We start from the raw sequence: 25,669 nt of genomic DNA, 5'->3' as shown, positions 1-25,669 counted from the left end.
GTCGGTGTCGCGAGTTCGAGTCTCGTTTCCCGCTCCAAATTCAAAAAGCGCCGCTTTGCAAAGAGCGGCGTTTTTATTAGTGAAAGTTGTAGCCTGTCCCCTTCGTCTAGTGGCCTAGGACACCGCCCTTTCACGGCGGTAACAGGGGTTCGAGTCCCCTAGGGGACGCCATTGCGGGAATAGCTCAGTTGGTAGAGCACGACCTTGCCAAGGTCGGGGTCGCGAGTTCGAGTCTCGTTTCCCGCTCCATATTCACAAAAACGCCGCTCAGTGATGAGCGGCGTTTTTGTATGCGCGTTTCTTGTGCGTGCTGCGCTCTGTTACAACTTTCCTACGGTGAATCCGTGATTTGCGGAAGCGTCTGACAGCCAGCCCTCGACCGATTCTGAGATAACGACCGCCCCGTCAGCCTTGATGGCTGAAGCGGGGGTGATCGAATTCGAGGATCTCACTTAATGTCACAAACGATCAGACCTCCCGGCCATCTGCACGAGATTCGAGCAACCGCATGGCTGTCGCTTCCGTTGGTCATAGGGCACCTGTGCGCAGGGCTGATTGCTTTCGTGGATAACCTCATCGCGGGCAATCACGGCACCGATACCTTGGCTGCCGTCACGCTCGGCACGGCGTTGTTGTGGCTGCCGATGCTGGTGCCAATCGGAACATTGATTGCGCTGACCGCTTCAGTCGCCCGTTTACACGGCGCGGAGCGAACAGACGAGATTGGGCCGATCTTTCGCCAGGCCATGTGGTTGGCGCTGTTCATGGGAGGGCTGATGTTCGCTTTCCTGAGCCTTGTGCCTCATCTGCTCGCACCCGCGGGGATTGCACCGGAAATTATTCCGGGGGCACAGGCCTTTCTGCAGGCTGTGCGTTGGGGAAGTCCGGCGTTGACCCTGTTTTTCTGCATGCGCTATCTGTGCGAAGGAATGCACTGGATGCGTCCGACCATGGTCTTCGGTTTTGGTGGTCTCTTGTTTCTGGCGCCAGTGGGTTATGTGCTGACCAATGGCAAGTTGGGTTTCGTGGAGATGGGGGCTGAAGGACTGGGCATCGCGTCGGCCTTGATGATGTGGCTGCAAGCGTTGCTGTTCGCTGCGCACCTCTGGCGAGGCAAGCGGCTGGCGCATTTGCAGCTGTTTGCCCGCTTCGATCCGCCGCGTCTTGCCGGCATCGTTGATTTGTTGAGGGTTGGAATACCGATCGGCATCGCGATTTTGACCCAGGGCAGTCTGTTCATTGTCACCTCGCTACTGATTGGCCGCCTCGGCTCGACTTTTCTGTCGGCCCATCAGATCGCGGTGAATCTGGCTCAGCTGTGTTTCATGATCCCGGTGGCCGTAGCTGAAGCCACGACCGTTCGGGTCGGTCATGCGTTGGGGCGGGGGGATTTCAAAGGCGTCCGGCAGGCTGCCGGGGCGGGCTGCGTCATCGTCCTGGTCGCGCAAAGCGTTTCGGTACTGATCATGCTGTTGGGCAATGAAACGATAGCGGGTTGGTACAGCGCGGATGTAGCGGTCACCGCGCTCGCCTCGACGCTTTTGCTGTACGCCGCAGCGCTACAGTTTCCCGATGGGTTGCAAATGCTGTCCGCCGGCGCCTTGCGCGGTTTGCAGGACACTCGTGTGCCCATGTGGCTGGCGATTTTCTGTTACTGGGGTGTCGGCTTGCCGCTCGGTTGCCTGATGGCGTTCGGGTTGGGCTGGGGACCGCAAGGCATCTGGCTGGGGCTGATTACGGCATTGACGCTGGCAATGCTGCTGATGGGGAGACGGTTTTTCGTGTGCAGTCGAATGGGTGTGGCGGTCGTCGACTGAATTGAAAAGGCCCGTCGGTGGGAACCGACGGGCCTTTGTTCATTGTGGCGTTGACGTATGGATCACAGTTTTGGCAATTGCCCGATGCGTCCCATCATTTCGGTGACGATCTGCAGGTCCAGCAAGAACTGGTCAACGGTCTTGAACTCGCCGTCGGTGTGACCGGTGTACTTGACCTCCGGTCGCGCCAGGCCGAATTGCACGCCGTTCGGCAATTCATGCACCGAGGTGGCGCCGGCCGAGGTGCCGAATTCGTGTTTCATGCCCAGATTCTCGGTGGCCACGGCCAGCAGCGCCTTGACCCACTCGCCTTCAGGGTTGCGGTACATCGGTTCGGCGATCGAATAGTCGAAGTTCACCGCGACATGGTTTTTCTTGCTCCAGGCTGCCAGTTTGTCGGCGATTTCTGTCTTGAGCAGTTCCGGCGACTTGCCCTTCGGCACGCGCAGGTTAACCGCGAGTTTGAAGGTTTTGTCGTCCATGCCGACGTAGGTCAGGGAAGTGGTCAGCGGGCCCATGAAGTCATCGGCGAAACCGACGCCCAGCTTGCCGCCCTTGTAGTCCAGGCCCCAGTTGTCGGCGGCGTAGTGCGCAGCGTCGGTGATGTGGTTGTGCTTGAGGGCGATCTTGCCGTCCACGCTGTGGATGAAGTCGAGCATGCGGGCGACCGGGTTGACGCCGGACTCTGGTTCGGACGAGTGCGCGGAAACACCGGTGACGGTGAGTTTGACGTCTTTGCCATCGACCTTGGCGTTCACTTCGAAATCGCCGCCATTGCGCTTGGCGTATTCAGTGCCGGCCTTTTGCAGGCTGGCCGCCAGTTCGGCAGGTTTGTCGGTCACCAGCGTGACGACCGAAACCGATGGAATCTGGTTGGTCGCCAGGCCACCGGTCATCGAGATGATTTCCGCGCCTTTACCCTCGGCCTTGCGCTTGGCGAACCTGGCCATGACGGTGCCGTAACCTTTCTCGGCAATCACCACCGGATAGCCACCGTCCAGCGCCAGGTTGTACTCCGGCGTCGGGTTGCGTTCGAAATAGTATGGAATCGCGTCGCCGGTGGTTTCTTCGGTGGTGTCCACCAGCAGTTTGAAATTGCGCGCCAGTGGCAGCTTCTCTTCCTTGATCACCTTCATGGCATACAGCGTCACGACGATGCCGTTTTTATCGTCTTCTGTGCCACGGCCATACATGCGGTCGCCGATCAGGGTGACCTTGAACGGATCAAGTTTGGTGCCGTCTTTCAGCACCCAGTTCTCCGGCGTTACCGGCACCACGTCGGCGTGTGCATGAATGCCGACGACGTCCTTGCCGCTGCCGTCGAGGGATATCTCGTAAACGCGGTTGTCGATGTTGCGGTAGTTCAGGCCGAAAGACTCGGCCAGATTCTTGATCTTGCCCGCGATCTTGATGAACTCGGGGTTGTCGTGCTGATCGACACCGTCCTTGCGGTAGGTCGGGATTTCCACCAGTTCGCGCAGGGTTTCCAGCGCGGCTTTGCCGTACTTCACGCGGGTGTAGAGGCCGAGCAAGCGATGGATCTCGTTTTGCTGTTCGGCGGTCAGCGTCTTGTTATCGAGGAAGGCGCTGATGGCTGGACGCAGATCGTCGGTCTTGCTCAGGTCGTTCTTTGCCAGATCACCGAGAAATGCTCTGAAATCACTGGCCTTTGCCTCGTTGAATGTCTTGAGGATGGTCGCGCTCTGCTGCTCGGTCAGGTTGGCGTGGGCTGGCAGTGTGACGGACGAAAGGCTGGCCAGAATCAACGTCGAGGCGGCCAGTTGCTTGAGTGAAAAGTCCATTGCTAAGGGCATTCCTTTGCAGGCAGTGAGTAGGAGGTATCTGATCGAAGCGTCAGACGGTTTCGCAAACTAACACCACCAGCGAGTGATAGGGGAGCCCCCGAAGTGAGACACGTCGCAAAAATGACACTGAATCGAAAAAATAGGATTGAGGCCTCTAGGGCAGGACTTACAACGGATCCCGAAAGCAAAAGAGGCTCGCCAGCTTGACTGTGCGAGCCTCTTTTATGGGCGCAGATTACATCGACAACACCAGACGCCCGGCAAACAGGATCAGAATCACCCCCATGCTGCGCTCGAACCAGTGGCCCATGCGCATGAACAGCACGCGCACTTTGCTGCTGGAAAAGAACAGCGCGACGATCACGAACCACAACGCATTCACCCCGCACATCCACAACCCGTACAGGGCCTGGATTTGCAGAGGTGTGCTGGCGCTGATGATCGTGGTGAAGATCGCCAGGAAAAACAGCGTGGCCTTGGGGTTGGTGGCGTTGGTCAGGAAACCGGTGGAAAACGCCTTGAACAGCGATTGTTCAATCAACGGTTCGTCGCTGGTCTTTTCGCCTTCCATTGTCGTCTTGGGTTTGCTGCGTATCAGGCTGACGCCGAGGTAAAGGATGTAAGCACCACCGACCACTTTGGCGACGGTCAGCAGCCAAGGCGTGGTGTGCATCAAGGCGCCGACGCCCAGCAGGGTGTACAGCACGTGCACGGAAATTCCCGCGCCGATGCCCAATGCCGTGCAGATGCCGACCAGTCGACCGAAACGCACACTCTGGCGGATGGTCACGGCGAAGTCCGGGCCGGGAGCGACCACGGCCAGAAAGTGGATGGTGGCCAATGCCAGAAACTCGCCCAGGTAATTCGATGTCATTTCAGCTCCAGAAAGTCAGGGGTGAAGCATTGCCGCGATAGCCGACAAAAAATGAAAGGCTCAAGCGCGGATCCGCCACGCCCGGCGTTACCGAGTGCATGCGACGCGAATTGAACATGATGAAATCCCCCGGTTCCGGGCGTACTTCGAGGGCGGGCGGGCCAAGCAGCGCCGGGTCGATGCCGTAGCTGTCGCCGCGCATTTCATCGAAGCGGTCCGGGGAAATATCGTCTTCCCACATCTGCAATGCGCCGCCTTCGGTTGGCATGTTGAGGTAGACGTTGCAGGCGAACTGCGCCTCGAGGCTGCGGGCCTGAAAACTTTCCGGGGCGTCCTTGGCGAAGATGTCGTGATGGGCCAGGAAGCACACGCCCGGTTTCACTACCCGGGACAGGCCGACGTACATCTTGCGACCGTAAAGGTTTTCCAGGTGGGCACCCGCCGGCCAGGATTCGTCGAGCATGCAGCGCAGGGTGTCGACCGGCGACGAGTAGGGCGCGCAGCGGTTGCGCAGTTCGGCAATGTTGCTGGTGGCGCGCTCGAAGTAGTCCTCGATCAGCAGCGGCTGGTTTTCCGCCTCGTAGAACGCCATGCCGATACGACCGATACTGGGCGCGTTGATGTAGCCCTCGAAGCCGGGCGCGAGGATCTTGTCGCCAATCTGGATCGCCTGCGCCTGGGGCAGAAAGCCCTTGACGCGGATGGCGAGGACTTCTTCGTTGGCCAGTTTTTTTATGCACGTCTCATCGAGACGCTCGACGTCAAGCATCATGGTTTCAGGTCCATCTATCGAATAGTCAACGGAACCGGCGAACGCGGTTCCCCCGGCGTCGGACGCTGCATCTGGCAGCGCCCGAAATCCTCAATCCACGCTGTAGTGGACGGACAACGTGCCTTTCTTCTGCGAAAGGGACGCGATCGTGACTGTGCCCAGATCCTTCAGGCTGCGTACATGGGTGCCACCGCAGCCATAGGCTGGCAGTTCACCGAAACCGATTTCCCGCGCGCCTTCGCGCAGGGACGTCAGGCGTGGCAGATCGTGTTCGATCCATTGCCCGATGCCGTATTGAACGACTTGTGCATCGACTTCCTGAGCCGAATCTCCGGGCTTGAATTGCACCCGGCCCTCGTCCGGCCAGTGATGGGCCTTGATCGGCATCCAGCCCATGGCCTGGACAAAGTGGCCGATCAAATGCCCGGCAGAGTGCATGCGGGTGTTGAAGCGGCGGCGTTCTTCGTCGACGCGAATCTGGGTCATGCCCAGTGGCACCGGTTGATCGACGAAATGAATGATCCGGTCCGGTTCCTGAGCGACCCGCAGAACCTGGCTGTCGCCAATCCAGCCGGTATCACAGGGTTGGCCACCGCCCTGGGGATGAAAAAGTGTGGCGCGCAACACAACGGCGAATTCGTTCTCGTGGGGCGTGCAGTCGAGGACTTCCACATTGGCCTTGAGGTCATCACTATGGAAAAAGAGGCGAAGCGTCATATTCCATGCCCTTATTAAAGTTTCTTTTTTAATTATATGAATCGTGCAATAACGTGATAATCCGTTCAAACATCAAAGGACTGTTGCGCTGTGAGCATAAATCTTCCACTGCCGCTGCTCGGTGAAATGGCGATTTTCGTCAAGGTCGTAGAGACCGGCAGCTTCTCCGAAGCCGCTCGCCAATTGGGCTCATCGCCATCGGCAGTCAGCCGCAGCATTTCCCGGCTGGAGAAGGCGCTGGCCACGCGGCTGCTGCAACGCACCACGCGCAAACTGCGCTTGAGCGATGGCGGGGAAGAGGTGTTCAAACGCTGTCAGGAAATGGTCAGCGCGGCGAAGTCGGTGATGGAGATCAGCGGCCAGTTCACCCACGAAGCCGAGGGGCTGGTGCGGGTCAGCGTGCCGAAAGCGGTTGGGCGCTTCGTGATTCATCCGCACATGCCGGAGTTTCTGCGGCGCTATCCGAAGGTCGACGTGGAGCTGTTGCTGGAGGACCGCCAGGTCGATCTTATCGACGACCATGTCGACCTGGCCATTCGCATCACGGACCGTCCACCGGCTGGACTGGTGGGACGACAACTGTTGACCATCGACCATTTGCTCTGCGCGACGCCGCAGTATCTGGCCGAACACGGGACGCCGACTCATCCCCATGACTTGCTTAACCACAGTTGCATTTACCTGGGCGAAACCCCGAGCGATGCGCGCTGGAAATTCAAGAAAGGCACGAAAGCCGTCACTGTCGGCGTGCGCGGGCGGTATGCCGCCAATCACACCGGCGTGCGTCTGGGCGCCGTGTTGCAGCACATCGGCATTGGCAGCCTGCCGTATTTCACCGCGCGTTATGCCCTGGAGCAGGGGCTGATCGTGCAGGTGCTGCCGGACTGGACGTTCCTGGCGTCGTACCACGGCGGGTTGTGGTTGCTGCACTCGCCGACGCGTTATCTGCCGCCGAAGCTGCGGGTGTTCATCGACTATCTGGTGGAGTGCCTGGAGAAAGAGCCGACCCTGAGCAAGCCGGCAAAATCCGGCGGTTCAAAACCGTTGGCGGAGTACGAATTGCCCGAGAGTGAAGGGTTGCTCTGACCCGATAAAAAAAGGCCCGCATGGATCACCATGCGGGCCTTTTTTATCGGGCGAAAATCAGTGCTTGCTGTCCTGGGCGGACATCGCCAGCAGCTGTTTTTCCTGGTTCCAGTCGAACGGTTCATCGTTCTGTTCGGCTTCGTAGCGGCGTTCTTCCAGCGCCTGGTACATGTCGATTTCTTCGTCGGACAGGTAATGCAGGCAGTCGCCGGCGAAGAACCACAGCAGATCCCGCGGGATCAGGTGGGCAATTTGCGGGTAACGGGTAATCACTTGAGTCAGGATGTCCTGGCCCAGGTATTGGCTTTCGATCGGCTCGATCGGCAGTGACGCCAGCAGTTCATCGAAACGCTCCAGGAACAGGGCATGGCTTTCTTCGGGAACCTGATCGGCCTCACCTACGGCGACCAGGATACTGCGCAGGTGGTCGAGCAAAACCAGATGATCGGCAACGACGTTGGACACGAGATAAGTCCTCAAGAGCAAAACGGGCGCGGGAGTATAAAGCCCCTGCGCCCGTTTTTCACTGATTGAAGGGATCAGCGGATTTTGCCGTCCGCCGGTTTCAGTTGCTCCTTGTCGAAATCATCGACATCGATCACCTTGCGTCGAGCCGCTTCGGCATCACGCAGGGTCTGGGCTTCCACGGCCTGCAACACCCCGGCTTCCAGTGCGGCATCGATGGCGTGTTCGCCGGCGACCGGTTTGACCTGACCGCTCTTGAGCGAGGTGTGCAGTTTTTTGTGCAGCGGTTGCGCAGCGTTCAACTGATCGCAGGCGTGCTGCAGCGCACCGACCGCATCGTCGGCCGATTGCGGGCGATAGCAGCCCGCAAGCAGTTCTTCCAGCGCCGGATCGCCCTTGGCGCGGCCGATGACCGCAGCCACTTCGGCACCGAGTCTGTCCGACGGGCCTTTGTGACGGCGGCCGAACGGGAACACGATCACGCGCAACAGGCAGCCAAAGACTCGGTTCGGGAAGTTGGTCAGCAGTTCATCCAGCGCCTTTTCCGACTGGCCGAGGCTTTCTTCCATGGCCCATCTGAACAGCGGTTCCATGTACGCCGGGGAATCGAGGTCGTGATAACGCTTGAGCGCCGCCGAGGCCAGATACAGGTTGCTCAGCACATCACCCAGACGCGCCGACAGACGCTCGCGGCGTTTCAGTTCGCCGCCCAGCAGCATCATGCTCAGGTCGGCGAGCATGGCAAACGCGGCAGCCTGACGGTTGAGGGCGCGGAAATAACCCTGGCTGAGCTTGTCTCCCGGCGCATGTTCGAAATGACCGAAGCCGAGGTTCAGCACCAGCGTGCTGGCGGCGTTGCTCACGGCAAATCCGATGTGCTTGAGCAGCAGGCCATCGAATTCCTTGAGCGCCTGGTCCTTGTCCTCGCGTCCGGCGAGGGCCATTTCCTTGAGGACGAACGGATGGCAGCGGATCGCGCCCTGGCCGAAGATCATCAGGTTGCGCGAAAGAATGTTCGCGCCTTCCACGGTGATGAAGATCGGCGCGCCGTTCCAGCTGCGGCCCAGGTAGTTGTTCGGGCCCATGATGATCGCCTTGCCGCCGTGTACGTCCATGGCGTGGCTGATGCACTCGCGACCGCGTTCGGTGAGGTGGTACTTGAGGATCGCCGACAGCACCGACGGCTTCTCGCCCAGATCCACCGCGTTGGCGGTCAGCATCCGCGCGGCGTCCATCATCCAGGCATTGCCGCCGATCCGCGCCATGGCTTCCTGAATGCCTTCGAATGCTGAGAGTGGCACGTTGAACTGCTCGCGAATCTGCGCGTACTGCCCGGTTACCAGACTGGTGAACTTGGCCGCGCCGGTGCCCACTGCCGGCAGCGAGATCGAGCGCCCGACCGACAGGCAGTTCATCAGCATCATCCAGCCTTTGCCGAGCATGTCCTGGCCGCCGATGAGGAAGTCCAGCGGGATGAACACGTCCTTGCCGGAGTTCGGGCCGTTCATGAACGCAGCACCCAGCGGCAGATGGCGACGGCCGATTTCCACGCCGGGAGTATCGGTCGGGATCAGCGCGAGGCTGATGCCGAGATCTTCCTTGTCACCGAGCAGGTGATCCGGGTCATAGGCCTTGAAGGCGAGGCCAAGCAGGGTCGCGACCGGGCCGAGGGTGATGTAGCGTTTTTCCCAGTTCAGGCGCAGGCCGAGAGTTTCCTGACCTTCCCATTCGCCTTTGCAGATGATCCCGGTGTCGGGCATCGCACCCGCGTCTGAACCCGCGAGCGGGCCAGTCAGCGCAAAGCAAGGAATGTCGTCGCCCCGGGCCAGCCGTGGCAGGTAATGATTGCGTTGTTCGTCGGTGCCGTAATGCAGCAGCAGTTCGGCCGGGCCGAGGGAGTTGGGCACCATCACGGTAGAGGCGAGGTCGCCGCTGCGGGTCGCCAGTTTCATCGCCACCTGGGAGTGGGCGTAGGCGGAGAAACCCTTGCCGCCGAACTCCTTGGGAATGATCAGGGCGAAGAAACCGTGTTCCTTGATGTGAGTCCAGGCTTCGGGCGGCAGATCCATCGACTGACCGATCTGCCAGTCGGTGACCATCGCGCAGAGTTCTTCGGTCGGGCCGTCGATGAATGCCTGTTCTTCTTCGCTCAGTTGCACCTTGGGATAGGACAGCAGTTTGTCCCAGTCCGGACGGCCGCTGAACAGTTCGCCGTCCCACCACACCGTGCCGGCGTCGATCGCGTCGCGTTCGGTCTGCGACATCGGAGGCAGGGTTTTCTGGAACCAGCTGAACAGCGGCGCGGTGAAGTGTTTGCGGCGCAGGTCAGGCAACAGCAGCGGGGCGGCCACCAGGGCCAGCACGACCCAGAAAATCAGCAGCAACCAGCCCGGTGCGTGGCTGAAAATTCCCATCGCCAACAGGTAAGCGGCAACGATGCCCAGTGCCGGCAGCGGGGCGATGCGCCGGTGTGCCAGATACGCCACGCCGACGATCAGAACCAGTATCCACAACAACAGCATATTTAATCCTCCGTGAACCAGGGCGAACCGACCCTCCAGAGCTTAGACGGCATCTGCAAAACGGGGCGGTCAGAGCAAGGTGATTGAAATCGTGGGAAACCCCGGATGTCTTTTGTAGGTTCGGTGGGCAACACGCGTGGGAAATCGTTCGCAGCTTCCGCGTCTTTGCGTGCATATTTGGCCGAAACGTCGTTATCTCTGTGCTGAACCTCTCGCTAGACTCGGGGCTCAATCAGGAGAATGTCGTCATGCACGAGTATCTGAGCCCCGGTCGCTTCATCGATAGTGACCACCCCTCGGTGGTGGAGTTCGCCGAGCAGCACCGTGGTGCCAGCCGCGATCCGCTCGCGCAGGCGGTCAGTCTTTATTACGCCGTGCGCGAGGCGGTGCGTTACAACATGTACACCTTCAGCCGCGACCCGCAGACCTTGCGCGGCAGCTACGCGCTGGCGGCGGGTGAGAGTTATTGCGTACCCAAGGCCACGTTGCTCGCCGGTTGCGCGCGCCATTGCGGGATCCCCGCACGCATTGGTCTGGCGGATGTGAAAAATCATCTGTCGACGCCGCGTCTGCTTGAACTGCTGAGAAGCGAAGTGTTCGCCATGCATGGTTATACCGAGCTGTTTCTCAATGATCGCTGGGTGAAAGCCACACCCGCGTTCAACCAGAAACTCTGCGAAATGTTCAACGTTGCGCCGCTGGAATTCGATGGCGTAAACGACAGCGTTTTCCACCCGTACAACAGCGATGGTGCGCTGCTGATGGAGTACCTGGTCGATCACGGCCAGTTCGCCGATGTACCGGAATCTTTTTTCTTCGAACATCTGCAGAAATGTTATCCGCACCTGTTCAACGATCAGCAGACGCCACTGTCCGGTGACATGCGCGGTGATGTCGGCCGCCTCTGATCCGGCGTATGCTGCCTGCCCATTTACTGGAAAAGAGGCGGTCATGCTGAAGATCTGGGGTCGCAAGAATTCGTCGAATGTCAGAAAGCCGTTGTGGGCTGCCGAAGAGCTCGGGCTGGCCTACGAGGCCATTGATGCCGGTGGCGCGTTTGGGGTGGTCGACACGCCGGAGTACCGGGCAATGAACCCGAACGGGCGGGTGCCGGTGATTCAGGACGACGGTTTTGTGCTGTGGGAATCCAATGCCATTGTGCGTTATCTGCTGGCAAAGCATGCAGCCGATACTTCGTGGTACCCGGCGGATCCACAGACCCGCGCCACCGCTGACAAATGGATGGACTGGACGACTTCCAGTTTTGCCGGACCGTTTCGCACGGTGTTCTGGGGCGTTCTGCGTACCCCGGCAGACAAACAGGACTGGCCGGCAATCCATGCGGCGATCAAGGAATGTGACGGCTTGCTGGCGATGGCCGATCAGGCGCTGAAGGATCAGCCGTATCTGTCCGGTAATGAAATCGGCATGGGCGATATCCCGCTCGGCAGTTTCATTTATGCCTGGTTCGAGATGCCGATCGAGCGCGCGTCACAGCCGAATCTTGAAGCCTGGTATGCGCGGCTGAAGCAGCGTCCGGCGTATCAGAAAGCCGTCATGACCGCGTTGACTTAATACCTACTATCGACACACTTGACTGTACTTGTGCGGCGACGGCAAGCACCATTGCGCTCGAGCGCTGCGGTTGTCCTCCTCGCCGCCGGCCTTTTATCAGTCCTTTTTTCTTCACTGGGTGCGTAAATCCGATATGAGTTCCGCTCTGTCCATCCGGCAGCTAACCAAAACCTACGGCAACGGGTTCCAGGCCTTGAGTGGTATCGATCTGGATGTCGCCGAAGGTGACTTCTTCGCCTTGCTCGGCCCCAACGGCGCCGGCAAATCCACGACCATCGGCATTCTCTCGACCCTGGTCAACAAGACCAGCGGCACGGTGAATATCTTTGGCCACGACCTGGACAAGAACCCGGCGGCGCTCAAGCGTTCCATCGGCGTGGTGCCCCAGGAATTCAACTTCAACCAGTTCGAAAAGACCTTCGACATCGTCGTGACCCAGGCCGGTTACTACGGCATTCCGGCGAAGATCGCCAAGGAACGCGCCGAGCAGTACCTGACCCAGCTCGGCCTGTGGGACAAACGCGATGTGCCGTCGCGTTCGCTGTCCGGCGGCATGAAGCGTCGTCTGATGATCGCCCGTGCGCTGGTGCACGAACCGCGTCTGCTGATCCTCGATGAACCGACCGCCGGGGTGGATATCGAACTGCGCCGTTCGATGTGGACGTTCCTCACCGAACTGAACCAGAAAGGCATCACCATCATCCTCACCACCCACTACCTGGAAGAGGCTGAGCAGTTGTGCCGCAACATCGGGATCATCGACCACGGCACCATCGTCGAGAACACCAGCATGCGTCAGCTACTCGGTCAGCTGCATGTGGAAACCTTCCTGCTGGACCTGAAGAACGGTCTGAGTGTCGCGCCGCAAGTGGCGGGTTATCCGGCGCGTTTGCTGGACGGCCATACCCTGGAAGTCCAGGTCGACAAGTCCATGGGCATCACTGCGCTGTTCGGCCAACTGGCCCTGCAGAACATCGAAGTGCTGAGCCTGCGCAATAAAACCAATCGCCTTGAGGAGCTGTTCGTGTCCCTGGTGGAGAAAAATCTGTCGAAGGTGGCGGTATGAGTTCCGAGCTGCGCCCCAACCTCGTTGCCCTCAACACCATCGTTTACCGGGAAGTCAGACGCTTCACCCGGATCTGGCCGCAGACCCTGCTGCCACCGGCGATCACCATGGTTCTGTACTTCGTGATCTTCGGTAACCTGATCGGCCGGCAGATCGGCGACATGGGTGGCTTCACCTACATGGAGTACATCGTGCCGGGGCTGATCATGATGTCGGTGATCACCAACTCCTACGGCAACGTGGTGTCGAGCTTCTTCGGCAGCAAGTTCCAGCGCTCCATCGAAGAGCTGATGGTGTCGCCGGTGTCGCCGCACACGATCCTGATCGGTTACACCATTGGTGGCGTCCTGCGCGGCCTGATGGTGGGTGTGATTGTGACGATCCTGTCGCTGTTCTTCACCCATTTGCAGGTACACCATCTTGGTGTGACGGTGCTGGTGGTGGTGCTGACGGCGACGATCTTCTCGCTGCTGGGCTTCATCAACGCGGTGTTTGCGCGCAACTTCGATGACATCTCGATCATCCCGACCTTTGTGCTGACCCCGCTGACCTACCTGGGCGGCGTGTTCTATTCGATCACCTTGCTGCCGCCGTTCTGGCAGACCGTGTCGCTGGCCAACCCGGTGCTGCACATGGTCAACGCCTTCCGTTACGGCATCCTCGGTGTGTCGGACATTCGCATCGGCATCGCGATCACCTTCATGCTGGTGGCGACGGTGGTGCTGTATATCGGTTGTTCGCGGTTGCTGGTGAGCGGGCGCGGCATGCGCACCTGATCCCTTCAATGCTGCAATGAAAAACGGCCTCCCACATTGGAGGCCGTTTTGCATTCACGCCTGACGTCTTTTCTTGCGCCGCGCCCATTGCCGGGCCACCCACCAGCGCCAGTACATCATCACCAGACAATAGGCGAGGGCACCCAGTGCCAGCCCGACCACCACCGAACCCAGCAGAAACGGTTGCCACAAGGTCGAGAGCTCACCGCTGATCCATTCCCAGGTCAATTCGTCGGGTAGTGTGCGGGCGGGCACGTCCATCAGCCACGCACCAGCCTGATACGTGCAAAAGAATACCGCCGGCATGGTGATCGGATTGGTCAGCCAGACCAGACTGACGGCAATCGGCATGTTGCCGCGCACCATGATCGCGAGGACGGCGGCCACCAGCATCTGCGCGGGAATCGGCAGGAACGCGGCGAACAGGCCAACGGCCATGGCCCGGGCCACCGAGTGTCGGTTGAGGTGCCAGAGGTTCGGGTCATGCAGCAACGTTCCGAGAAAGCGTAAGGATTTGTGTTCCCTGATGCTCGTCGGGTCGGGCATGTAACGTTTGAATAAGCGCCGGGGCATAAGGCTTCTCGGTCGGTTAAGGCGGCAAGTATGTCTGGATTCTATGAACCGCCCATTCAGACTTTGTGACAATTGATAACGACGCGCGTGCCCCGCAACCGCTATGCCTGAAGGTGGGACTCTCAAGGACGGGCTTATGCGCACAGGGATGATGGCGCTGGCGGTCGGTCTGCTGGCACCGGTTTTTTTGCCGGCCTTGCCGCCGGTCGGGTTATTGCTGGTGTTGCCGTGGGTGGCGCTAATGCTGCTGCCGTTTCGCAGCTATCCACTGGCGTTTTTGCTGCTTGGATTTACATGGGCGGGTTTCAACGCGCAGATGGCGTTGAATGACCGGCTGCCTTCCCGGCTGGATGGCGAAACGCGCTGGGTGGAAGGACGGGTCGTCGGCTTGCCGCAGAATGCCGAGGGCGTCGTGCGCTTCGAACTGGCCGATGCGCGCTCGCGTCACGAGAAACTGCCGTCGCTGATGCGTCTGGCGTGGTACGCCGGGCCGGAGGTCAAAAGTGGCGAACGCTGGCGACTGGCGGTCAAGCTCAAGCGTCCCGGCGGCCTGCTCAATCCGGATGCGTTCGATTATGAAGCCTGGCTGCTGGCGCAGCGCATCGGCGCCACCGGGACGGTGAAGGATGGCGAGCGCCTGGCGCCGGCGCAGTGGGCCTGGCGTGACAGCATTCGCCAGCGCCTGCTTGCAGTGGATGCTCAGGGGCGTAACGGAGCCTTGGCCGCGTTGGTACTCGGCGATGGTTCGGGGCTCAGTCGCGAAGACTGGCAGACTTTGCAGGACACCGGCACCGTGCACTTGCTGGTGATTTCCGGTCAGCATATCGGGCTGTTGGCGGCGTTGATGTATGCGCTGGTCGCCGGACTGGCAAGGGTCGGGATCTGGCCGTTGTGTTGGCCTTGGCTGCCCTGGGCGTGCGGTCTGGCATTCACGACGGCGCTGGGTTACGGCCTGCTGGCCGGATTCGACGTGCCGGTGCGGCGGGCCTGCGTGATGGTTGCGCTGGTGCTGTTGTGGCGTTTGCGCTTTCGGCACCTCGGTGCGTGGTGGCCGTTGCTGCTGGCCTTCAATGGTGTGCTGTTGATGGATCCGCTGGCCAGTCTGCGTCCGGGGTTGTGGCTGTCCTTTATCGCGGTCGCCGTGCTGATCTTCACCTTCGGCAGCCGTCTGGGCCCGTGGCGCTGGTGGCAGACCTGGACGCGTGCGCAGTGGCTGATCGCAATCGGCTTGTGCCCGGTGCTGGTGGCGTTGAGTCTGCCGATCAGTTTCAGCGGGCCACTGGCCAATCTGCTGGCGGTGCCGTGGGTCAGTTTCGCGGTGCTGCCGCCGGCGTTGCTGGGGACATTGCTGTTGCCGATTCCCTATGTCGGGGAAGGGCTGCTGTGGCTGGCCGGCGGACTGATCGATGGATTGTTCCGGGCGCTGGCCCTGATTGCCGGGCGCTGGCCGGCGTGGGTTGCACAATCGATGCCGGGCTGGATCGTGGCGCTGGGTTGCATCGGTGCAGTTCTGTTATTGCTGCCCCGAGGCGTTCCCCTGCGTCCCTTGGGCTGGCCGTTGCTGCTGGTGCTGGCATTTTCGCCTCGAGAACGCCTGACCGAAGGCGTAGCGGATGTGTGGCAACTGGATGTCGGCCAGGGTCTGGCAATTCTGATCCGCACCCGGCATCACACCTTGCTGTACGACAGCGGCCCGCGTTTCGGCGACTTCGACCTCGGCGAGCGAGTGGTGCTGCCGGCCTTGCGCAAACTGGGGGTGGAACACCTCGACCTGATGCTGCTCAGCCATGCCGATGCCGATCACGCGGGTGGCGCACTCGCCGTAGCGAAAGGATTGCCGGTCAGCCGGGTCATCAGCGGCGATCCGCCGGGGCTGGCCGAAGAGCTGAATGCGGAGGCCTGTGAAAGTGGTCGGCAATGGCAGTGGGACGGCGTTGCCTTTCATCTATGGCAATGGGCCGACGCCCACGACAGTAATCAGCGTTCCTGCGTGTTGCAGATCGAAGCCAACGGCGAACGATTGCTGCTGACCGGCGACATCGACAGCGCTGCCGAACGGGACCTGCTCAACAGCGCGCTGGCAGTTCATACCCAGTGGCTGCAAGCTCCGCACCATGGCAGCCGCAGTTCCTCATCGATGGCCTTGCTCAAGGCTTTGCAGCCCCACGCCGTGCTGATTTCCCGAGGGCAGGGCAATTCGTTCGGTCATCCACACCCGACGGTCATCGCCCGTTACCGCAAACAGGGCATACACATCCATGACAGCGCCGAGCAGGGCGCCATTCATCTGCAACTGGGGCGGTTTCAGCCGGCCCGGTCGTTGCGTCAACAACGTCGCTTCTGGCGCGACCCGCCGTTGCCGGGGGCGGAGTACCGTTGAGCACGGTCGTCGGGGCGACGGGTCTTTATCGCGAACCGGTATGGTAAAGTGGCGCACTTTTTCGAGGGGGCTGTCACTGTGTGGGAATTGGTCAAATCCGGCGGCTGGATGATGTTGCCGATCATTCTGAGTTCCATCGCCGCCATGGCGATCGTAGCCGAGCGCCTGTGGACCCTGCGCGCCAGTCGCGTCACCCCTGAGCATCTGCTGGGTCAGGTCTGGGTCTGGATCAAGGACAAGCAGCTCAACAAGGAAAAACTCAAGGAATTGCGCGCCAACTCGCCGCTGGGTGAAATCCTCGCCGCGGGCCTGGCCAACTCCAAGCATGGTCGCGAGATCATGAAGGAGTGCATTGAAGAAGCGGCCGCCCGGGTCATCCACGAGCTGGAACGCTACGTCAACGCGCTGGGCACCATCGCCGCCATGTCGCCGCTGCTCGGTCTGCTGGGCACGGTGCTGGGCATGATCGATATTTTCAGCGCCTTCACCGGCTCGGGAATGACCACCAATGCTGCGGTGCTGGCCGGCGGTATTTCCAAGGCGCTGATCACCACCGCTGCGGGCCTGATGGTCGGTATTCCGGCAGTGTTCTTCCACCGTTTCCTGCAACGCCGCATCGATGAACTGGTGGTGGGCATGGAACAGGAAGCGATCAAACTGGTGGAAGTGGTGCAGGGCGACCGTGACGTCGATCTGGCCGGGGAAAAAGCGTGAAATTCCGTCGCAAACCCCGGGAAACCATCGACATCAACCTCGCGTCGCTGATCGACGTGGTGTTCATCCTGTTGCTGTTTTTCGTCGTGACCACCACCTTCACCCGCGAAACCCAGCTGCGCGTCGATCTGCCGGAAGCGGTCAGCGGCTCGCCGGCGGAGGATCAGCAGGTCAAGCAACTGGACGTGGCCATCAGCGCCGAAGGCGTGTTCTCGGTGAACAACAAGATTCTGCCGAAAAACGATCTGGCGACCCTGATGGAAGCCATGCAGAAAGAAGCCAACGGCGACACCAACATGCCGTTGTCGATCAGTGCTGACGGCAAGACTCAGCACCAATCCGTGATCACCGCCATGGACGCGGCCGGCAAGCTCGGTTTCAGCCATCTGCGCATGACCACGGTCGAGGCGGCGCCCAAATCCTGATGGCCATGTCCGATCGTCTGCTCGCCGCGTGGTATCAGGGGCACCCGGCCCTGACGCTGTTGCGGCCGCTGGAGTGGCTGTACCGCCGCGTCGTGGCCGGCAAGCGTCAGCGTTTTCTCGACGGCGAGGGTGAGATCTATCAATCCCCGGTGCCGGTGATCGTGGTCGGCAACATCACCGTCGGCGGCACCGGCAAGACGCCGATGATCCTGTGGCTGATCGAGCATTGCCGACGCCACGGGCTGCGGGTCGGCGTGGTCAGTCGCGGTTACGGCGCCAAACCGGCGCAACTGCCATGGCGGGTCGAAGCTGACCAGACTGCCGACATCGCCGGTGACGAACCCTTGCTGATCGTGCAGCGCACCGGCGTACCGCTGATGATCGACCCCGATCGCAGCGCCGCCGTCAGAGCCCTGCTGGACAGCGAGCCGCTGGACCTGATCCTGTCCGATGACGGCATGCAGCATTACCGCCTCGCGCGGGATCTGGAACTGGTGCTGATCGACGCCGCCCGTGGCCTTGGCAATCAGCGCTGCCTGCCCGCCGGCCCCCTGCGCGAGCCGGCCGAGCGCCTGCAAAGCGTTGACGGTGTGCTGTTCAATGGCGCCCTTGAGGATCGCGACGGCGGATTCGCTTTCCGTCTCAAACCGTCGGCGCTGGTCAATTTGCGCAGCGGCGAACGCCGGTCGCTCGATCATTTCCCGCCCGGTCAGGCCGTGCATGCGGTGGCCGGGATCGGCAACCCGCAACGTTTCTTCAATACCCTCGAAGCGCTAGACTGGCGGCCTGTGCCCCACGCGTTTGCCGATCACGCCGAATACAGCGTGCAGGCCTTGAGTTTCACGCCGTCATTGCCAGTGGTGATGACTGAAAAGGACGCGGTGAAGTGCCGTGCCTTCGCTGCCGACGACTGGTGGTACCTGGCGGTCGATGCCGTGCCGTCACCGGCCTTCGTGGCCTGGTTCGACACACAGTTGATGCGCCTGTTGCCGGATCGTCTTTTGCCTTAATCCGTTTTTATCCAGGGAATGTTCATGGACACCAAACTGCTCGACATCCTCGCCTGCCCGATCTGCAAAGGCCCGCTCAAGCTCAGCGCCGACAAGACCGAACTGATCAGCAAGGGCGCCGGCCTGGCGTACCCGATCCGCGACGGCATCCCGGTCATGCTGGAAAGCGAAGCCCGCACCCTGACCACCGACGAGCGTCTGGATAAATGACCACCGCCTTCACCGTTGTCATCCCGTCGCGATATGCCTCGACTCGCTTGCCGGGCAAGCCGCTGCTGGATATCGCCGGCAAGCCGATGATCCAGCACGTCTGGGAACAGGCGAGCAAAAGCAGCGCCAGCCGTGTGGTCGTGGCCACCGACGATGCGCGCATTGTCGAGGCCTGCAAGGCCTTCGGCGCCGAAGTGGTGCTGACCCGTGAAGATCACAACTCCGGCACTGATCGTCTGGCCGAAGTGGCCGCGAAGTTGGGTCTGGAGCCGGATGCCATCGTGGTCAACGTGCAGGGTGACGAACCGCTGATCCCGCCGAGCGTGATCGATCAGGTCGCCGACAACCTCGCGGCCCACACCGAAGCGCGCATGGCCACCCTGGCCGAGCCGATCGAGGACGTCGAAACCCTGTTCAACCCGAACGTGGTCAAGGTCGTCAGCGACCTCAACGGTCTGGCGCTGACCTTCAGTCGAGCGACCCTGCCATGGGCCCGCGATGCGTTCGCCAAGAGCCGCGACGTGCTGCCGGAAGGCGTGCCGTATCGTCGCCACATCGGCATTTATGCCTACCGCGCAGGCTTCCTTCAGGATTTCGTGAGCTGGGGGCCGTGCTGGCTGGAAAACACCGAATCCCTCGAACAACTGCGTGCCCTGTGGCACGGCGTGCGGATTCACGTGGCTGACGCGTTGATCGCGCCGCCGACCGGGGTCGACACCGCCGAAGATCTCGAGCGCGTCCGTCGCCTGCTGGAGGCCTGATGCGCGTTCTGTTCGTGTGCCTGGGCAATATCTGCCGTTCGCCCACCGCCGAAGGTGTGTTGCGCCACAAGTTGCGTGAAGCGGGACTGGCGGATCAGGTCGAAGTGGCCTCCGCCGGCACCGGCGACTGGCACGTCGGCAATCCGCCGGACAAGCGCAGCCAGGCTGCGGCCAAACTGCGTGGTTATGACCTGTCGGCGCAACGCGCCCAGCAGGTCAGCCGCGCCGATTTCGCCAGCTACGACCTGATCCTCGCCATGGACAACAGCAACCTGCGCAACCTCAAGGCCTTGCAACCGTCCACCGGCAAGGCCGAGCTGGATCTGTTCCTGCGCCGCTATGAAGGCGAAGTCGATGAAGTACCGGATCCGTATTACGACGGCGATCAGGGTTTCGAGCAGGTGCTGGATCTGATCGAACGTGCCTGCGATCAGCTGTTGATCGAAGTGAAGGGGCGGTTATGAGTTTGCAGGTGCAACCGCAGGTTTCCCTGAAACCCTTCAATACCTTCGGCGTCGACGTTCGCGCGCAGCTGTTTGCCGAAGCCCACAGTGACGCCGATGTGCGCGAAGCCCTGGCTTACGCGACTTCCCACGATGTGCCGTTGCTGGTGATCGGTGGCGGCAGCAACCTGTTGCTCACGGCGGACATCCCGGCGCTGGTGCTGCGCATGGCCACTCGTGGCATCCGCGTCATCAGCGACGACGGCAACCGCGTGGTGATCGAAGCCGAAGCTGGGGAGCCATGGCACCCGTTCGTGCAGCACACGCTGGCGCAGGGTTTTTCCGGGCTGGAGAATCTCAGTCTGATCCCCGGCACCGTTGGCGCCGCACCGATGCAGAACATCGGTGCCTACGGTGTCGAGATCAAGGATGTGTTCGCCGGCCTGACGGCGCTGGATCGCCAGACCGGCGAGCTGCGCGACTTCAGTCTGGAAGAGTGCAACTTCGCCTACCGCGACAGCGTGTTCAAGCAGCAGCCGGGTCGTTGGCTGATCCTGCGGGTGCGAGTTGCACTGGATCGAGTCGCGCATCTGCACCTGGAATACGGCCCGGTGCGTCAGCGCCTGTCCGAGCAGGGTATCGAGCAGCCGACGCCGACGGATGTCAGCCGGGCCATTTGCAGCATTCGCAGCGAAAAACTGCCGGACCCGGCGGTGCTCGGCAATGCCGGCAGCTTCTTCAAGAACCCGCTGGTGTCGGCGGCCGTGGTCGCACAGATCAAGGCGCAGCATCCAGATCTGGTGGCCTACGCGCAACCGGACGGGCAGATGAAACTGGCGGCCGGCTGGTTGATCGAGCGTGCCGGCTGGAAAGGTTTCCGTGAGGCCGATGCCGGCGTGCATAAATTGCAGGCGCTGGTGCTGGTCAACTACGGCACGGCGACCGGGCTGCAATTACTCGATCTGGCCCAGCGCATCCAGAAAGACATTGCAGAACGTTTCAATGTCGAGCTGGAAATGGAGCCCAACAGGTATTGAGGCTACGCTTTCAAGGCTGAACCCAAAGCCCTGCACTTATTTAAAAAGTGCAGGGCTTTTTTGTTAATCGCGGGTTAACGTAGCCAGCTAACGATACCAGTCATTTGCTCCACCAAAGGCCCGGTGCAGACGTTCCCGTCCGTACAAGAGAGCCTGATTAGCCTGAGCCGATCTGCGCGAACCACTACCGTCCCTGCGGTGGCAGATGGCTCGACCCCATAACCTCCAAGAATATGCGGGCGTGCCCATGATTACCCTGAAACTCAATGGTCAAGATCATCCACTCGATGTCACCGAGGACATGCCGCTGCTGTGGGCGATCCGCGACGTCGCCGGTTACAACGGCACCAAGTTCGGCTGCGGCATGGGCCTGTGCGGTGCGTGCACCATTCATATCGACGGCGCGCCGGCGCGCAGTTGCATCACCCCGATCGGTTCGGTGGTCGGGCAGAGCGTGACCACCATCGACAACCTTCACGCCGATCCGGTCGGTCAGATCGTCCAGCAAGCCTGGCTCGACACGGCTGTGGCCCAATGCGGTTACTGCCAGGGCGGGCAGATCATGTCCGCCACCGCGTTGCTCAAGACCAACCCGAACCCGAGCGATGAGCAGATTGAAGAGGCGATGGTCGGCAACATCTGCCGCTGCGGCACCTACAACCGGATCAAGACCGCGATCCGTCAGGCCTCCACTCACCTGAAGGAGGCCAAGGCATGAGCCGTCTACCGAACGATTTCGCCCTGAGCAACCTGAGTCGCCGGGGCTTCCTCAAGGGCGTCGGCGCCACGGGTGCGCTGGTGCTGGCGGCGAGCTGGGGCTGGCAGGATGCGCTGGCCGAAGACAAGCCAAAGCAGTTTGGCGCCGACGGCATGCCGAACGGCTGGATCGATGATCCGAAGGTCTACGTCAGCATTGCCGCTGACGGCACGGTGACCGTGGTCTGCAACCGTTCGGAAATGGGCCAGGGTGTGCGCACCAGCCTGACCATGGTGGTCGCCGATGAGCTGGAAGCCGACTGGGCGCACGTCAAGGTTCAGCAGGCGCCGGGTGATGAGGTGCGCTTCGGCAACCAGGACACCGACGGCTCGCGCAGCATGCGTCACTGGTACGAACCGATGCGCCGTTGCGGCGCTGCCGCGCGGACCATGCTGGAGCAGGCCGCCGCCGCGCAGTGGAAGGTGCCGGTCGGCGAATGCCGCGCACAACTGCATAAAGTCATTCACACGCCGTCCGGGCGCGAGTTGGGTTACGGTGAGCTGGCCGCTGCGGCGAGTGCGCTGACAGTGCCGGCCCGTGACAGTCTGCGGCTCAAGCAGCCGTCGGAATTCCGCTACATCGGCAAGGAAGGCACCAAAGCCATCGACGGTGCCGACATCGTCAATGGTAGGGCGGTTTACGGGGCCGACGTGCATTTCGACGGCATGCTGTTCGCGGTCATTGCGCGTCCGGCGGTGTACGGCGGCAAGGTCAAGTCGGTCGACGACAGCGCCGCGCTGAAAGTGCCGGGCGTGCTCAAAGTCATCCAGATCGAACCCCGACCATTGCCTTCGGAATTCCAGCCGTTGGGTGGTGTGGCCGTGGTGGCCAGCAACACCTGGGCGGCATTGAAAGGTCGTGAAGCGCTGAAGATCGAGTGGGACGATGGCCCGAACGCCACTTATGACTCGGTCGCCTATCGCAAGGAGATCGAAGCCGCTTCGCTGAAACCGGGCAAAGTGGTACGCAATACCGGCGACATCGACAAGGCCATCGGCAGTGCCGCCAGCACTCTGGAAGCCTCCTATTACTTGCCGCATCTGGCCCAGGCACCGATGGAGCCGATGGTTGCCATCGCCCGTTACAAGGATGGCACCTGCGAGGCGTGGGCACCGAGCCAGGCGCCGCAGGTTACCCGCGAGCGGATCGCCGAACGCCTGGGGCTGCCATTCGATAACGTCACCTTTAACGTGACACTGCTCGGCGGTGGTTTCGGCCGCAAGTCCAAACCGGACTTCGTCGTTGAGGCTGCCGTGCTCGCCAAGGAATTTCCTGGCAAAGCAGTGCGCGTGCAATGGACCCGGGAAGACGACATCCACAACTCGTATTTCCACACTGTGTCCGCCGAATACCTCAAGGCCGGTGTGGGCAAGGACGGCTTGCCGTCCGCCTGGCTGCACCGCACGGTAGCGCCGAGCATCACTGCGCTGTTTGCGCCGGGCATGAATCACGAAGCTGCGTTCGAGCTGGGCATGGGCTTTACCAACATGGCCTACGCAATTCCCAACGTGCGCCTGGAAAACCCTGAGGCCACGGTGCACACGCGGGTGGGCTGGTATCGCTCGGTGTCGAACATTCCCCATGGTTTTGCGATTCAGAGCTTCGTCGACGAACTGGCGCACAAGGCCAAGGAAGATCCGCTCAAGTATCAGATCAAGTTGCTCTGCCCGGATCGGCAGATCGACCCGCGTACGCTCAGTGAAGAATGGAACTACGGCGAATCTCCCGAGCGTTATCCGATCGACACCGGGCGCATGCGCACCGTGCTCGAAACCGCGGCCAAGGCGGCGGGTTGGGGGCGTCAATTGCCCAAGGGTCGTGGTCTCGGATTGGCGGTGCATTACAGCTTCGTCACCTACGTGGCGGCGGTGATCGAAGTCGAGGTCAAGGACGACGGCACGCTGATCGTGCACAAGGCCGATATCGCTGTGGATTGCGGCCCGCAGATCAACCCCGAGCGGATCCGTTCGCAGTTCGAAGGCGCCTGCGTGATGGGCCTGGGCAATGCCGTGTGGGGTGAAATCAGCTTCAAGGACGGCAAGGTGCAACAGGACAACTTCCATATGTATGAGGTGGCGCGCATGTCGCTGGCGCCGAAGGAAGTCGCGGTGCATCTGGTGACGCCGCCGGGTGAGGTGCCATTGGGCGGTGTCGGTGAGCCGGGCGTGCCGCCGATTGCGCCGGCGCTGTGCAACGCGATCTTCGCCGCCACCGGTCAGCGCATCCGTAACCTGCCGGTGCGTTACCAGTTGCAGGGCTGGCAGAAGGCGCAAGCGTGATGGACAGCGCCGATCTGAATGTCCTGCGCAGTGTGCTCGAATGGCGTCGCGCCGGGCAGCGAGTGATGTTGTTCAGCGTGGTGCAGACCTGGGGCACCGCTCCCCGGGCGCCCGGCGCAATGCTCGCGTTGCGCGAAGATGGCGTGGTGATCGGTTCGGTGTCCGGAGGTTGCGTCGAGGACGATCTGATCGCCCGGCTGCACGACGGACGGATTCCCGCCGACGGGCCGCCGGTGCATTTGATCACCTACGGCGTGACGCAGGAAGAGGCGGCGCGTTTCGGCCTGCCGTGCGGCGGCACTCTGCGCCTGACCGAGGAGCGAGTCGGCGATCCGGCGTGGGTCGCCGAGTTGCTGGATCGCTGCGAAGCCCACGAAATCGTCGCGCGCGAGCTGAACATCGGCACTGGCGAGGTGGTGCTGCGACCGGCCGGCAAGACTGACACCTTGAGCTTCGACGGCCAGACCCTGCGCGCCATCTATGGCCCACGCTGGCGCCTGCTGTTGATCGGCGCCGGGCAGTTGTCGCGGTATGTGGCCGAGATGGCGCGGTTGCTGGATTTCGAAGTGCTGATCTGTGATCCGCGCACCGAATTCGTCTACGGCTGGGAAGAACAGCATGGGCGCTTTGTGTCCGGTATGCCGGATGAAGCGGTGCTGAACATCCAGACCGATGAACGCACGGCGATTGTCGCGCTGACTCATGATCCACGGCTGGACGACATGGCGCTGCTCACGGCGCTCGATTCCAAAGCGTTCTATGTCGGTGCGCTCGGCTCGCGGGTCAATAGCCGCAAACGTCGGGAAAATCTGGCTGAGCTAGGCTTGTCGGAAGCGGCCATCGCCCGTTTGCACGGGCCGATCGGTTTGCATATTGGCAGCCATTCCCCGGCGGAAATCGCCTTGTCGCTGTTGGCCGAAATCGTCGCGATCAAGAATGGTGTCGAGCTCAAGCAGAAGAAAACAGTGGAGAGTGTATGAGCCGATCCATCGGAGTGATTGTGCTGGCGGCGGGCGAGGGCAGCCGCTTTCGCGAAGTGGCGGGTGCCGACAAGGACAAGCTGCTGGCCGATTGCACCGGGCGTGATGGCGCGGTGCGTTCGGTGATCGAGCAGGTGCTGGTGAGCCTGCCGGCGAGCCTCGACCAGCGAGTGCTGGTGACGACCGAGGCGCGCCCGCAGGCAATGCGCATGGCGCAGGCTTATGGGTGTGACATTGTCTCGATCGAATCCACGGGAATGGGCGACAGCATCGCGGCGGGTGTGGCGGCTTGCCCGGATGCCGATGGCTGGCTGATTGTGCTGGGCGACATGCCGTTCATCCTGCCGTCGAGCATGGAACGGGTCGTGGCGGCGATTGCCGAGGATGCGGTCAGCGTACCGACGTTGAACGGTGACTATGGGCATCCGGTCGGGTTTGGTCGATCTTTCGCAGCGGGACTGATGTCTTTGTCCGGTGACCGCGGCGCCAGACCGCTGTTTGCCCAAGGACGAGTGATTGAAGTCGCGGTGGATGATCCGGGTGTGTTGTGGGATATCGACGTGCCGGATGCGCTGGTTTTCCCGCCATCCTGATAAAACCTTGAGGCATAAAAAAGCCCCGCCTG

General features: G+C 61.3%; 25 protein-coding genes and 2 tRNA genes. 20 read left to right on the top strand and 7 right to left on the bottom strand.

The genetic code is table 11. The features are described 5' to 3' along the window. The first annotated feature begins 95 nt into the window (after positions 1-95). The 3 genes from EIY71_RS08505 to EIY71_RS08495 all read left to right on the top strand — a co-directional run bounded on the left by EIY71_RS08505 (position 96) and on the right by EIY71_RS08495 (position 1,817). A tRNA-Glu gene (locus tag EIY71_RS08505) sits at positions 96-171 on the top strand. A 2-nt stretch (positions 172-173) separates the two neighbouring features. After that, a tRNA-Gly gene (locus tag EIY71_RS08500) sits at positions 174-249 on the top strand. Between the two features lie 206 nt (positions 250-455). Beyond that, the gene (locus tag EIY71_RS08495; RefSeq protein WP_134021344.1) at positions 456-1,817 is read left to right on the top strand and encodes an MATE family efflux transporter; all 1,362 of its coding nucleotides are present in this window, start codon (positions 456-458) and stop codon (positions 1,815-1,817) included. 62 nt (positions 1,818-1,879) lie between these two features. Here EIY71_RS08495 and EIY71_RS08490 read toward each other — a convergent pair whose 3' ends face one another. The 4 genes from EIY71_RS08490 to EIY71_RS08475 all read right to left on the bottom strand — a co-directional run bounded on the left by EIY71_RS08490 (position 1,880) and on the right by EIY71_RS08475 (position 5,985). Then, on the bottom strand, positions 1,880-3,619 hold the full coding sequence (locus tag EIY71_RS08490) for a dipeptidase (protein ID WP_134021341.1): 1,740 nt from the start codon (positions 3,617-3,619) through the stop codon (positions 1,880-1,882). Between the two features lie 238 nt (positions 3,620-3,857). Next, complete coding sequence (locus tag EIY71_RS08485; RefSeq protein WP_085745075.1) at positions 3,858-4,496, bottom strand: LysE family translocator; 639 nt, start codon at positions 4,494-4,496, stop codon at positions 3,858-3,860. 1 nt (position 4,497) lies between these two features. Next, positions 4,498-5,268 (bottom strand): 2OG-Fe(II) oxygenase, encoded by a 771-nt coding sequence (locus tag EIY71_RS08480; protein WP_007952184.1) that lies wholly within the window; start codon positions 5,266-5,268, stop codon positions 4,498-4,500. A gap of 90 nt (positions 5,269-5,358) precedes the next feature. Then, positions 5,359-5,985 carry an alanyl-tRNA editing protein gene (locus tag EIY71_RS08475; RefSeq protein WP_134021338.1) on the bottom strand — a complete coding sequence of 209 codons (627 nt, stop codon included), beginning with the start codon at positions 5,983-5,985 and terminating at the stop codon, positions 5,359-5,361. 90 nt (positions 5,986-6,075) lie between these two features. On the opposite strand from EIY71_RS08475, the gene EIY71_RS08470 reads away from it, so the two are divergent. Next, entirely contained in the window at positions 6,076-7,071 is a 996-nt protein-coding gene (locus tag EIY71_RS08470; protein WP_085745072.1) for a LysR family transcriptional regulator, read from the top strand. A gap of 57 nt (positions 7,072-7,128) precedes the next feature. Here EIY71_RS08470 and EIY71_RS08465 read toward each other — a convergent pair whose 3' ends face one another. Both EIY71_RS08465 and EIY71_RS08460 read right to left on the bottom strand, forming a co-directional pair. Beyond that, positions 7,129-7,536 (bottom strand): PA2817 family protein, encoded by a 408-nt coding sequence (locus tag EIY71_RS08465; RefSeq protein ID WP_007950758.1) that lies wholly within the window; start codon positions 7,534-7,536, stop codon positions 7,129-7,131. A gap of 74 nt (positions 7,537-7,610) precedes the next feature. Continuing rightward, positions 7,611-10,058 (bottom strand): acyl-CoA dehydrogenase, encoded by a 2,448-nt coding sequence (locus tag EIY71_RS08460; protein WP_102686520.1) that lies wholly within the window; start codon positions 10,056-10,058, stop codon positions 7,611-7,613. A 248-nt stretch (positions 10,059-10,306) separates the two neighbouring features. On the opposite strand from EIY71_RS08460, the gene EIY71_RS08455 reads away from it, so the two are divergent. The 4 genes from EIY71_RS08455 (at position 10,307) to EIY71_RS08440 (ending at position 13,475) form a co-directional block, all read left to right on the top strand. Next, the gene (locus EIY71_RS08455) at positions 10,307-10,966 is read left to right on the top strand and encodes a transglutaminase family protein (RefSeq protein ID WP_134021335.1); all 660 of its coding nucleotides are present in this window, start codon (positions 10,307-10,309) and stop codon (positions 10,964-10,966) included. Positions 10,967-11,009: 43 nt separating this feature from the next. Then, a complete protein-coding gene (locus EIY71_RS08450; protein WP_102686518.1) occupies positions 11,010-11,633 on the top strand; it encodes a glutathione S-transferase family protein in 624 nt (207 codons plus the stop codon). Positions 11,634-11,766: 133 nt separating this feature from the next. Then, positions 11,767-12,699 carry an ABC transporter ATP-binding protein gene (locus EIY71_RS08445; protein WP_134021332.1) on the top strand — a complete coding sequence of 311 codons (933 nt, stop codon included), beginning with the start codon at positions 11,767-11,769 and terminating at the stop codon, positions 12,697-12,699. Next, positions 12,696-13,475 carry an ABC transporter permease gene (locus EIY71_RS08440; protein WP_007950763.1) on the top strand — a complete coding sequence of 260 codons (780 nt, stop codon included), beginning with the start codon at positions 12,696-12,698 and terminating at the stop codon, positions 13,473-13,475. Before EIY71_RS08445 ends, EIY71_RS08440 begins: the two co-directional genes overlap by 4 nt. A 54-nt stretch (positions 13,476-13,529) precedes the next feature. Here the strand turns inward: EIY71_RS08440 and EIY71_RS08435 are convergent, their stop codons facing one another. Then, entirely contained in the window at positions 13,530-14,048 is a 519-nt protein-coding gene (locus EIY71_RS08435; RefSeq protein WP_007950764.1) for a DUF2062 domain-containing protein, read from the bottom strand. A gap of 136 nt (positions 14,049-14,184) precedes the next feature. Here EIY71_RS08435 and EIY71_RS08430 point away from each other — a divergent pair, with 136 nt between their 5' ends. From EIY71_RS08430 to EIY71_RS08375, 12 genes are all read left to right on the top strand, one after another. After that, positions 14,185-16,428: a DNA internalization-related competence protein ComEC/Rec2 gene (locus tag EIY71_RS08430; RefSeq protein ID WP_134021329.1), complete on the top strand. Its 2,244-nt coding sequence runs from the start codon at positions 14,185-14,187 to the stop codon at positions 16,426-16,428. 78 nt (positions 16,429-16,506) lie between these two features. Then, on the top strand, positions 16,507-17,142 hold the full coding sequence (locus EIY71_RS08425; RefSeq protein ID WP_165369563.1) for a MotA/TolQ/ExbB proton channel family protein: 636 nt from the start codon (positions 16,507-16,509) through the stop codon (positions 17,140-17,142). Continuing rightward, positions 17,139-17,567 (top strand): biopolymer transporter ExbD, encoded by a 429-nt coding sequence (locus EIY71_RS08420; protein ID WP_007950767.1) that lies wholly within the window; start codon positions 17,139-17,141, stop codon positions 17,565-17,567. Before EIY71_RS08425 ends, EIY71_RS08420 begins: the two co-directional genes overlap by 4 nt. After that, complete coding sequence (gene lpxK, locus EIY71_RS08415) at positions 17,567-18,577, top strand: tetraacyldisaccharide 4'-kinase (protein ID WP_134021326.1); 1,011 nt, start codon at positions 17,567-17,569, stop codon at positions 18,575-18,577. Before EIY71_RS08420 ends, lpxK begins: the two co-directional genes overlap by 1 nt. 24 nt (positions 18,578-18,601) lie before the next feature. Then, positions 18,602-18,787, top strand: coding sequence for a Trm112 family protein (locus EIY71_RS08410; RefSeq protein ID WP_003174668.1), 186 nt, complete (start codon positions 18,602-18,604; stop codon positions 18,785-18,787). After that, positions 18,784-19,548, top strand: coding sequence for a 3-deoxy-manno-octulosonate cytidylyltransferase (gene kdsB, locus EIY71_RS08405; RefSeq protein ID WP_102717072.1), 765 nt, complete (start codon positions 18,784-18,786; stop codon positions 19,546-19,548). Before EIY71_RS08410 ends, kdsB begins: the two co-directional genes overlap by 4 nt. Continuing rightward, a complete protein-coding gene (locus tag EIY71_RS08400; RefSeq protein WP_064598568.1) occupies positions 19,548-20,012 on the top strand; it encodes a low molecular weight protein-tyrosine-phosphatase in 465 nt (154 codons plus the stop codon). Before kdsB ends, EIY71_RS08400 begins: the two co-directional genes overlap by 1 nt. Next, positions 20,009-21,028, top strand: a complete 1,020-nt coding sequence (murB, locus tag EIY71_RS08395; protein WP_129973699.1) for a UDP-N-acetylmuramate dehydrogenase — start codon at positions 20,009-20,011, stop codon at positions 21,026-21,028. Before EIY71_RS08400 ends, murB begins: the two co-directional genes overlap by 4 nt. A 247-nt stretch (positions 21,029-21,275) precedes the next feature. Then, on the top strand, positions 21,276-21,746 hold the full coding sequence (locus EIY71_RS08390; RefSeq protein ID WP_007950774.1) for a (2Fe-2S)-binding protein: 471 nt from the start codon (positions 21,276-21,278) through the stop codon (positions 21,744-21,746). After that, on the top strand, positions 21,743-24,064 hold the full coding sequence (locus EIY71_RS08385) for a xanthine dehydrogenase family protein molybdopterin-binding subunit (protein ID WP_134021323.1): 2,322 nt from the start codon (positions 21,743-21,745) through the stop codon (positions 24,062-24,064). The genes EIY71_RS08390 and EIY71_RS08385 overlap by 4 nt, the downstream gene beginning before the upstream one ends. Further along, positions 24,064-25,044, top strand: coding sequence for an XdhC family protein (locus EIY71_RS08380; RefSeq protein ID WP_134021320.1), 981 nt, complete (start codon positions 24,064-24,066; stop codon positions 25,042-25,044). Before EIY71_RS08385 ends, EIY71_RS08380 begins: the two co-directional genes overlap by 1 nt. Beyond that, positions 25,041-25,637 carry a nucleotidyltransferase family protein gene (locus tag EIY71_RS08375; RefSeq protein ID WP_134021317.1) on the top strand — a complete coding sequence of 199 codons (597 nt, stop codon included), beginning with the start codon at positions 25,041-25,043 and terminating at the stop codon, positions 25,635-25,637. Before EIY71_RS08380 ends, EIY71_RS08375 begins: the two co-directional genes overlap by 4 nt. The last annotated feature ends 32 nt before the right edge of the window (positions 25,638-25,669 follow it).

Origin of the sequence: Pseudomonas sp. CH235 (assembly GCF_004368175.1) — a bacterium.
Taxonomy (GTDB): domain Bacteria; phylum Pseudomonadota; class Gammaproteobacteria; order Pseudomonadales; family Pseudomonadaceae; genus Aquipseudomonas; species Aquipseudomonas paraglycinae.
The sequence above is the reverse complement of the archived record's forward strand: the minus strand, read 5'-3'. Positions and strand labels throughout refer to the sequence as shown.

What these genes read in the sequence shown, in the direction of transcription:
- EIY71_RS08495 (WP_134021344.1), top strand. Translation starts at nt 456, where the DNA reads ATGTCACAAACGATCAGACCTCCCGGCCATCTGCACGAGATTCGAGCA.
- EIY71_RS08490 (WP_134021341.1), bottom strand. Translation starts at nt 3,619, where the DNA reads ATGGACTTTTCACTCAAGCAACTGGCCGCCTCGACGTTGATTCTGGCC.
- EIY71_RS08485 (WP_085745075.1), bottom strand. Translation starts at nt 4,496, where the DNA reads ATGACATCGAATTACCTGGGCGAGTTTCTGGCATTGGCCACCATCCAC.
- EIY71_RS08480 (WP_007952184.1), bottom strand. Translation starts at nt 5,268, where the DNA reads ATGATGCTTGACGTCGAGCGTCTCGATGAGACGTGCATAAAAAAACTG.
- EIY71_RS08475 (WP_134021338.1), bottom strand. Translation starts at nt 5,985, where the DNA reads ATGACGCTTCGCCTCTTTTTCCATAGTGATGACCTCAAGGCCAATGTG.
- EIY71_RS08460 (WP_102686520.1), bottom strand. Translation starts at nt 10,058, where the DNA reads ATGCTGTTGTTGTGGATACTGGTTCTGATCGTCGGCGTGGCGTATCTG.
- EIY71_RS08455 (WP_134021335.1), top strand. Translation starts at nt 10,307, where the DNA reads ATGCACGAGTATCTGAGCCCCGGTCGCTTCATCGATAGTGACCACCCC.
- EIY71_RS08450 (WP_102686518.1), top strand. Translation starts at nt 11,010, where the DNA reads ATGCTGAAGATCTGGGGTCGCAAGAATTCGTCGAATGTCAGAAAGCCG.
- EIY71_RS08445 (WP_134021332.1), top strand. Translation starts at nt 11,767, where the DNA reads ATGAGTTCCGCTCTGTCCATCCGGCAGCTAACCAAAACCTACGGCAAC.
- EIY71_RS08440 (WP_007950763.1), top strand. Translation starts at nt 12,696, where the DNA reads ATGAGTTCCGAGCTGCGCCCCAACCTCGTTGCCCTCAACACCATCGTT.
- EIY71_RS08435 (WP_007950764.1), bottom strand. Translation starts at nt 14,048, where the DNA reads ATGCCCCGGCGCTTATTCAAACGTTACATGCCCGACCCGACGAGCATC.
- EIY71_RS08430 (WP_134021329.1), top strand. Translation starts at nt 14,185, where the DNA reads ATGCGCACAGGGATGATGGCGCTGGCGGTCGGTCTGCTGGCACCGGTT.
- lpxK (WP_134021326.1), top strand. Translation starts at nt 17,567, where the DNA reads ATGGCCATGTCCGATCGTCTGCTCGCCGCGTGGTATCAGGGGCACCCG.
- EIY71_RS08410 (WP_003174668.1), top strand. Translation starts at nt 18,602, where the DNA reads ATGGACACCAAACTGCTCGACATCCTCGCCTGCCCGATCTGCAAAGGC.
- kdsB (WP_102717072.1), top strand. Translation starts at nt 18,784, where the DNA reads ATGACCACCGCCTTCACCGTTGTCATCCCGTCGCGATATGCCTCGACT.
- EIY71_RS08400 (WP_064598568.1), top strand. Translation starts at nt 19,548, where the DNA reads ATGCGCGTTCTGTTCGTGTGCCTGGGCAATATCTGCCGTTCGCCCACC.
- murB (WP_129973699.1), top strand. Translation starts at nt 20,009, where the DNA reads ATGAGTTTGCAGGTGCAACCGCAGGTTTCCCTGAAACCCTTCAATACC.
- EIY71_RS08390 (WP_007950774.1), top strand. Translation starts at nt 21,276, where the DNA reads ATGATTACCCTGAAACTCAATGGTCAAGATCATCCACTCGATGTCACC.
- EIY71_RS08385 (WP_134021323.1), top strand. Translation starts at nt 21,743, where the DNA reads ATGAGCCGTCTACCGAACGATTTCGCCCTGAGCAACCTGAGTCGCCGG.
- EIY71_RS08380 (WP_134021320.1), top strand. Translation starts at nt 24,064, where the DNA reads ATGGACAGCGCCGATCTGAATGTCCTGCGCAGTGTGCTCGAATGGCGT.
- EIY71_RS08375 (WP_134021317.1), top strand. Translation starts at nt 25,041, where the DNA reads ATGAGCCGATCCATCGGAGTGATTGTGCTGGCGGCGGGCGAGGGCAGC.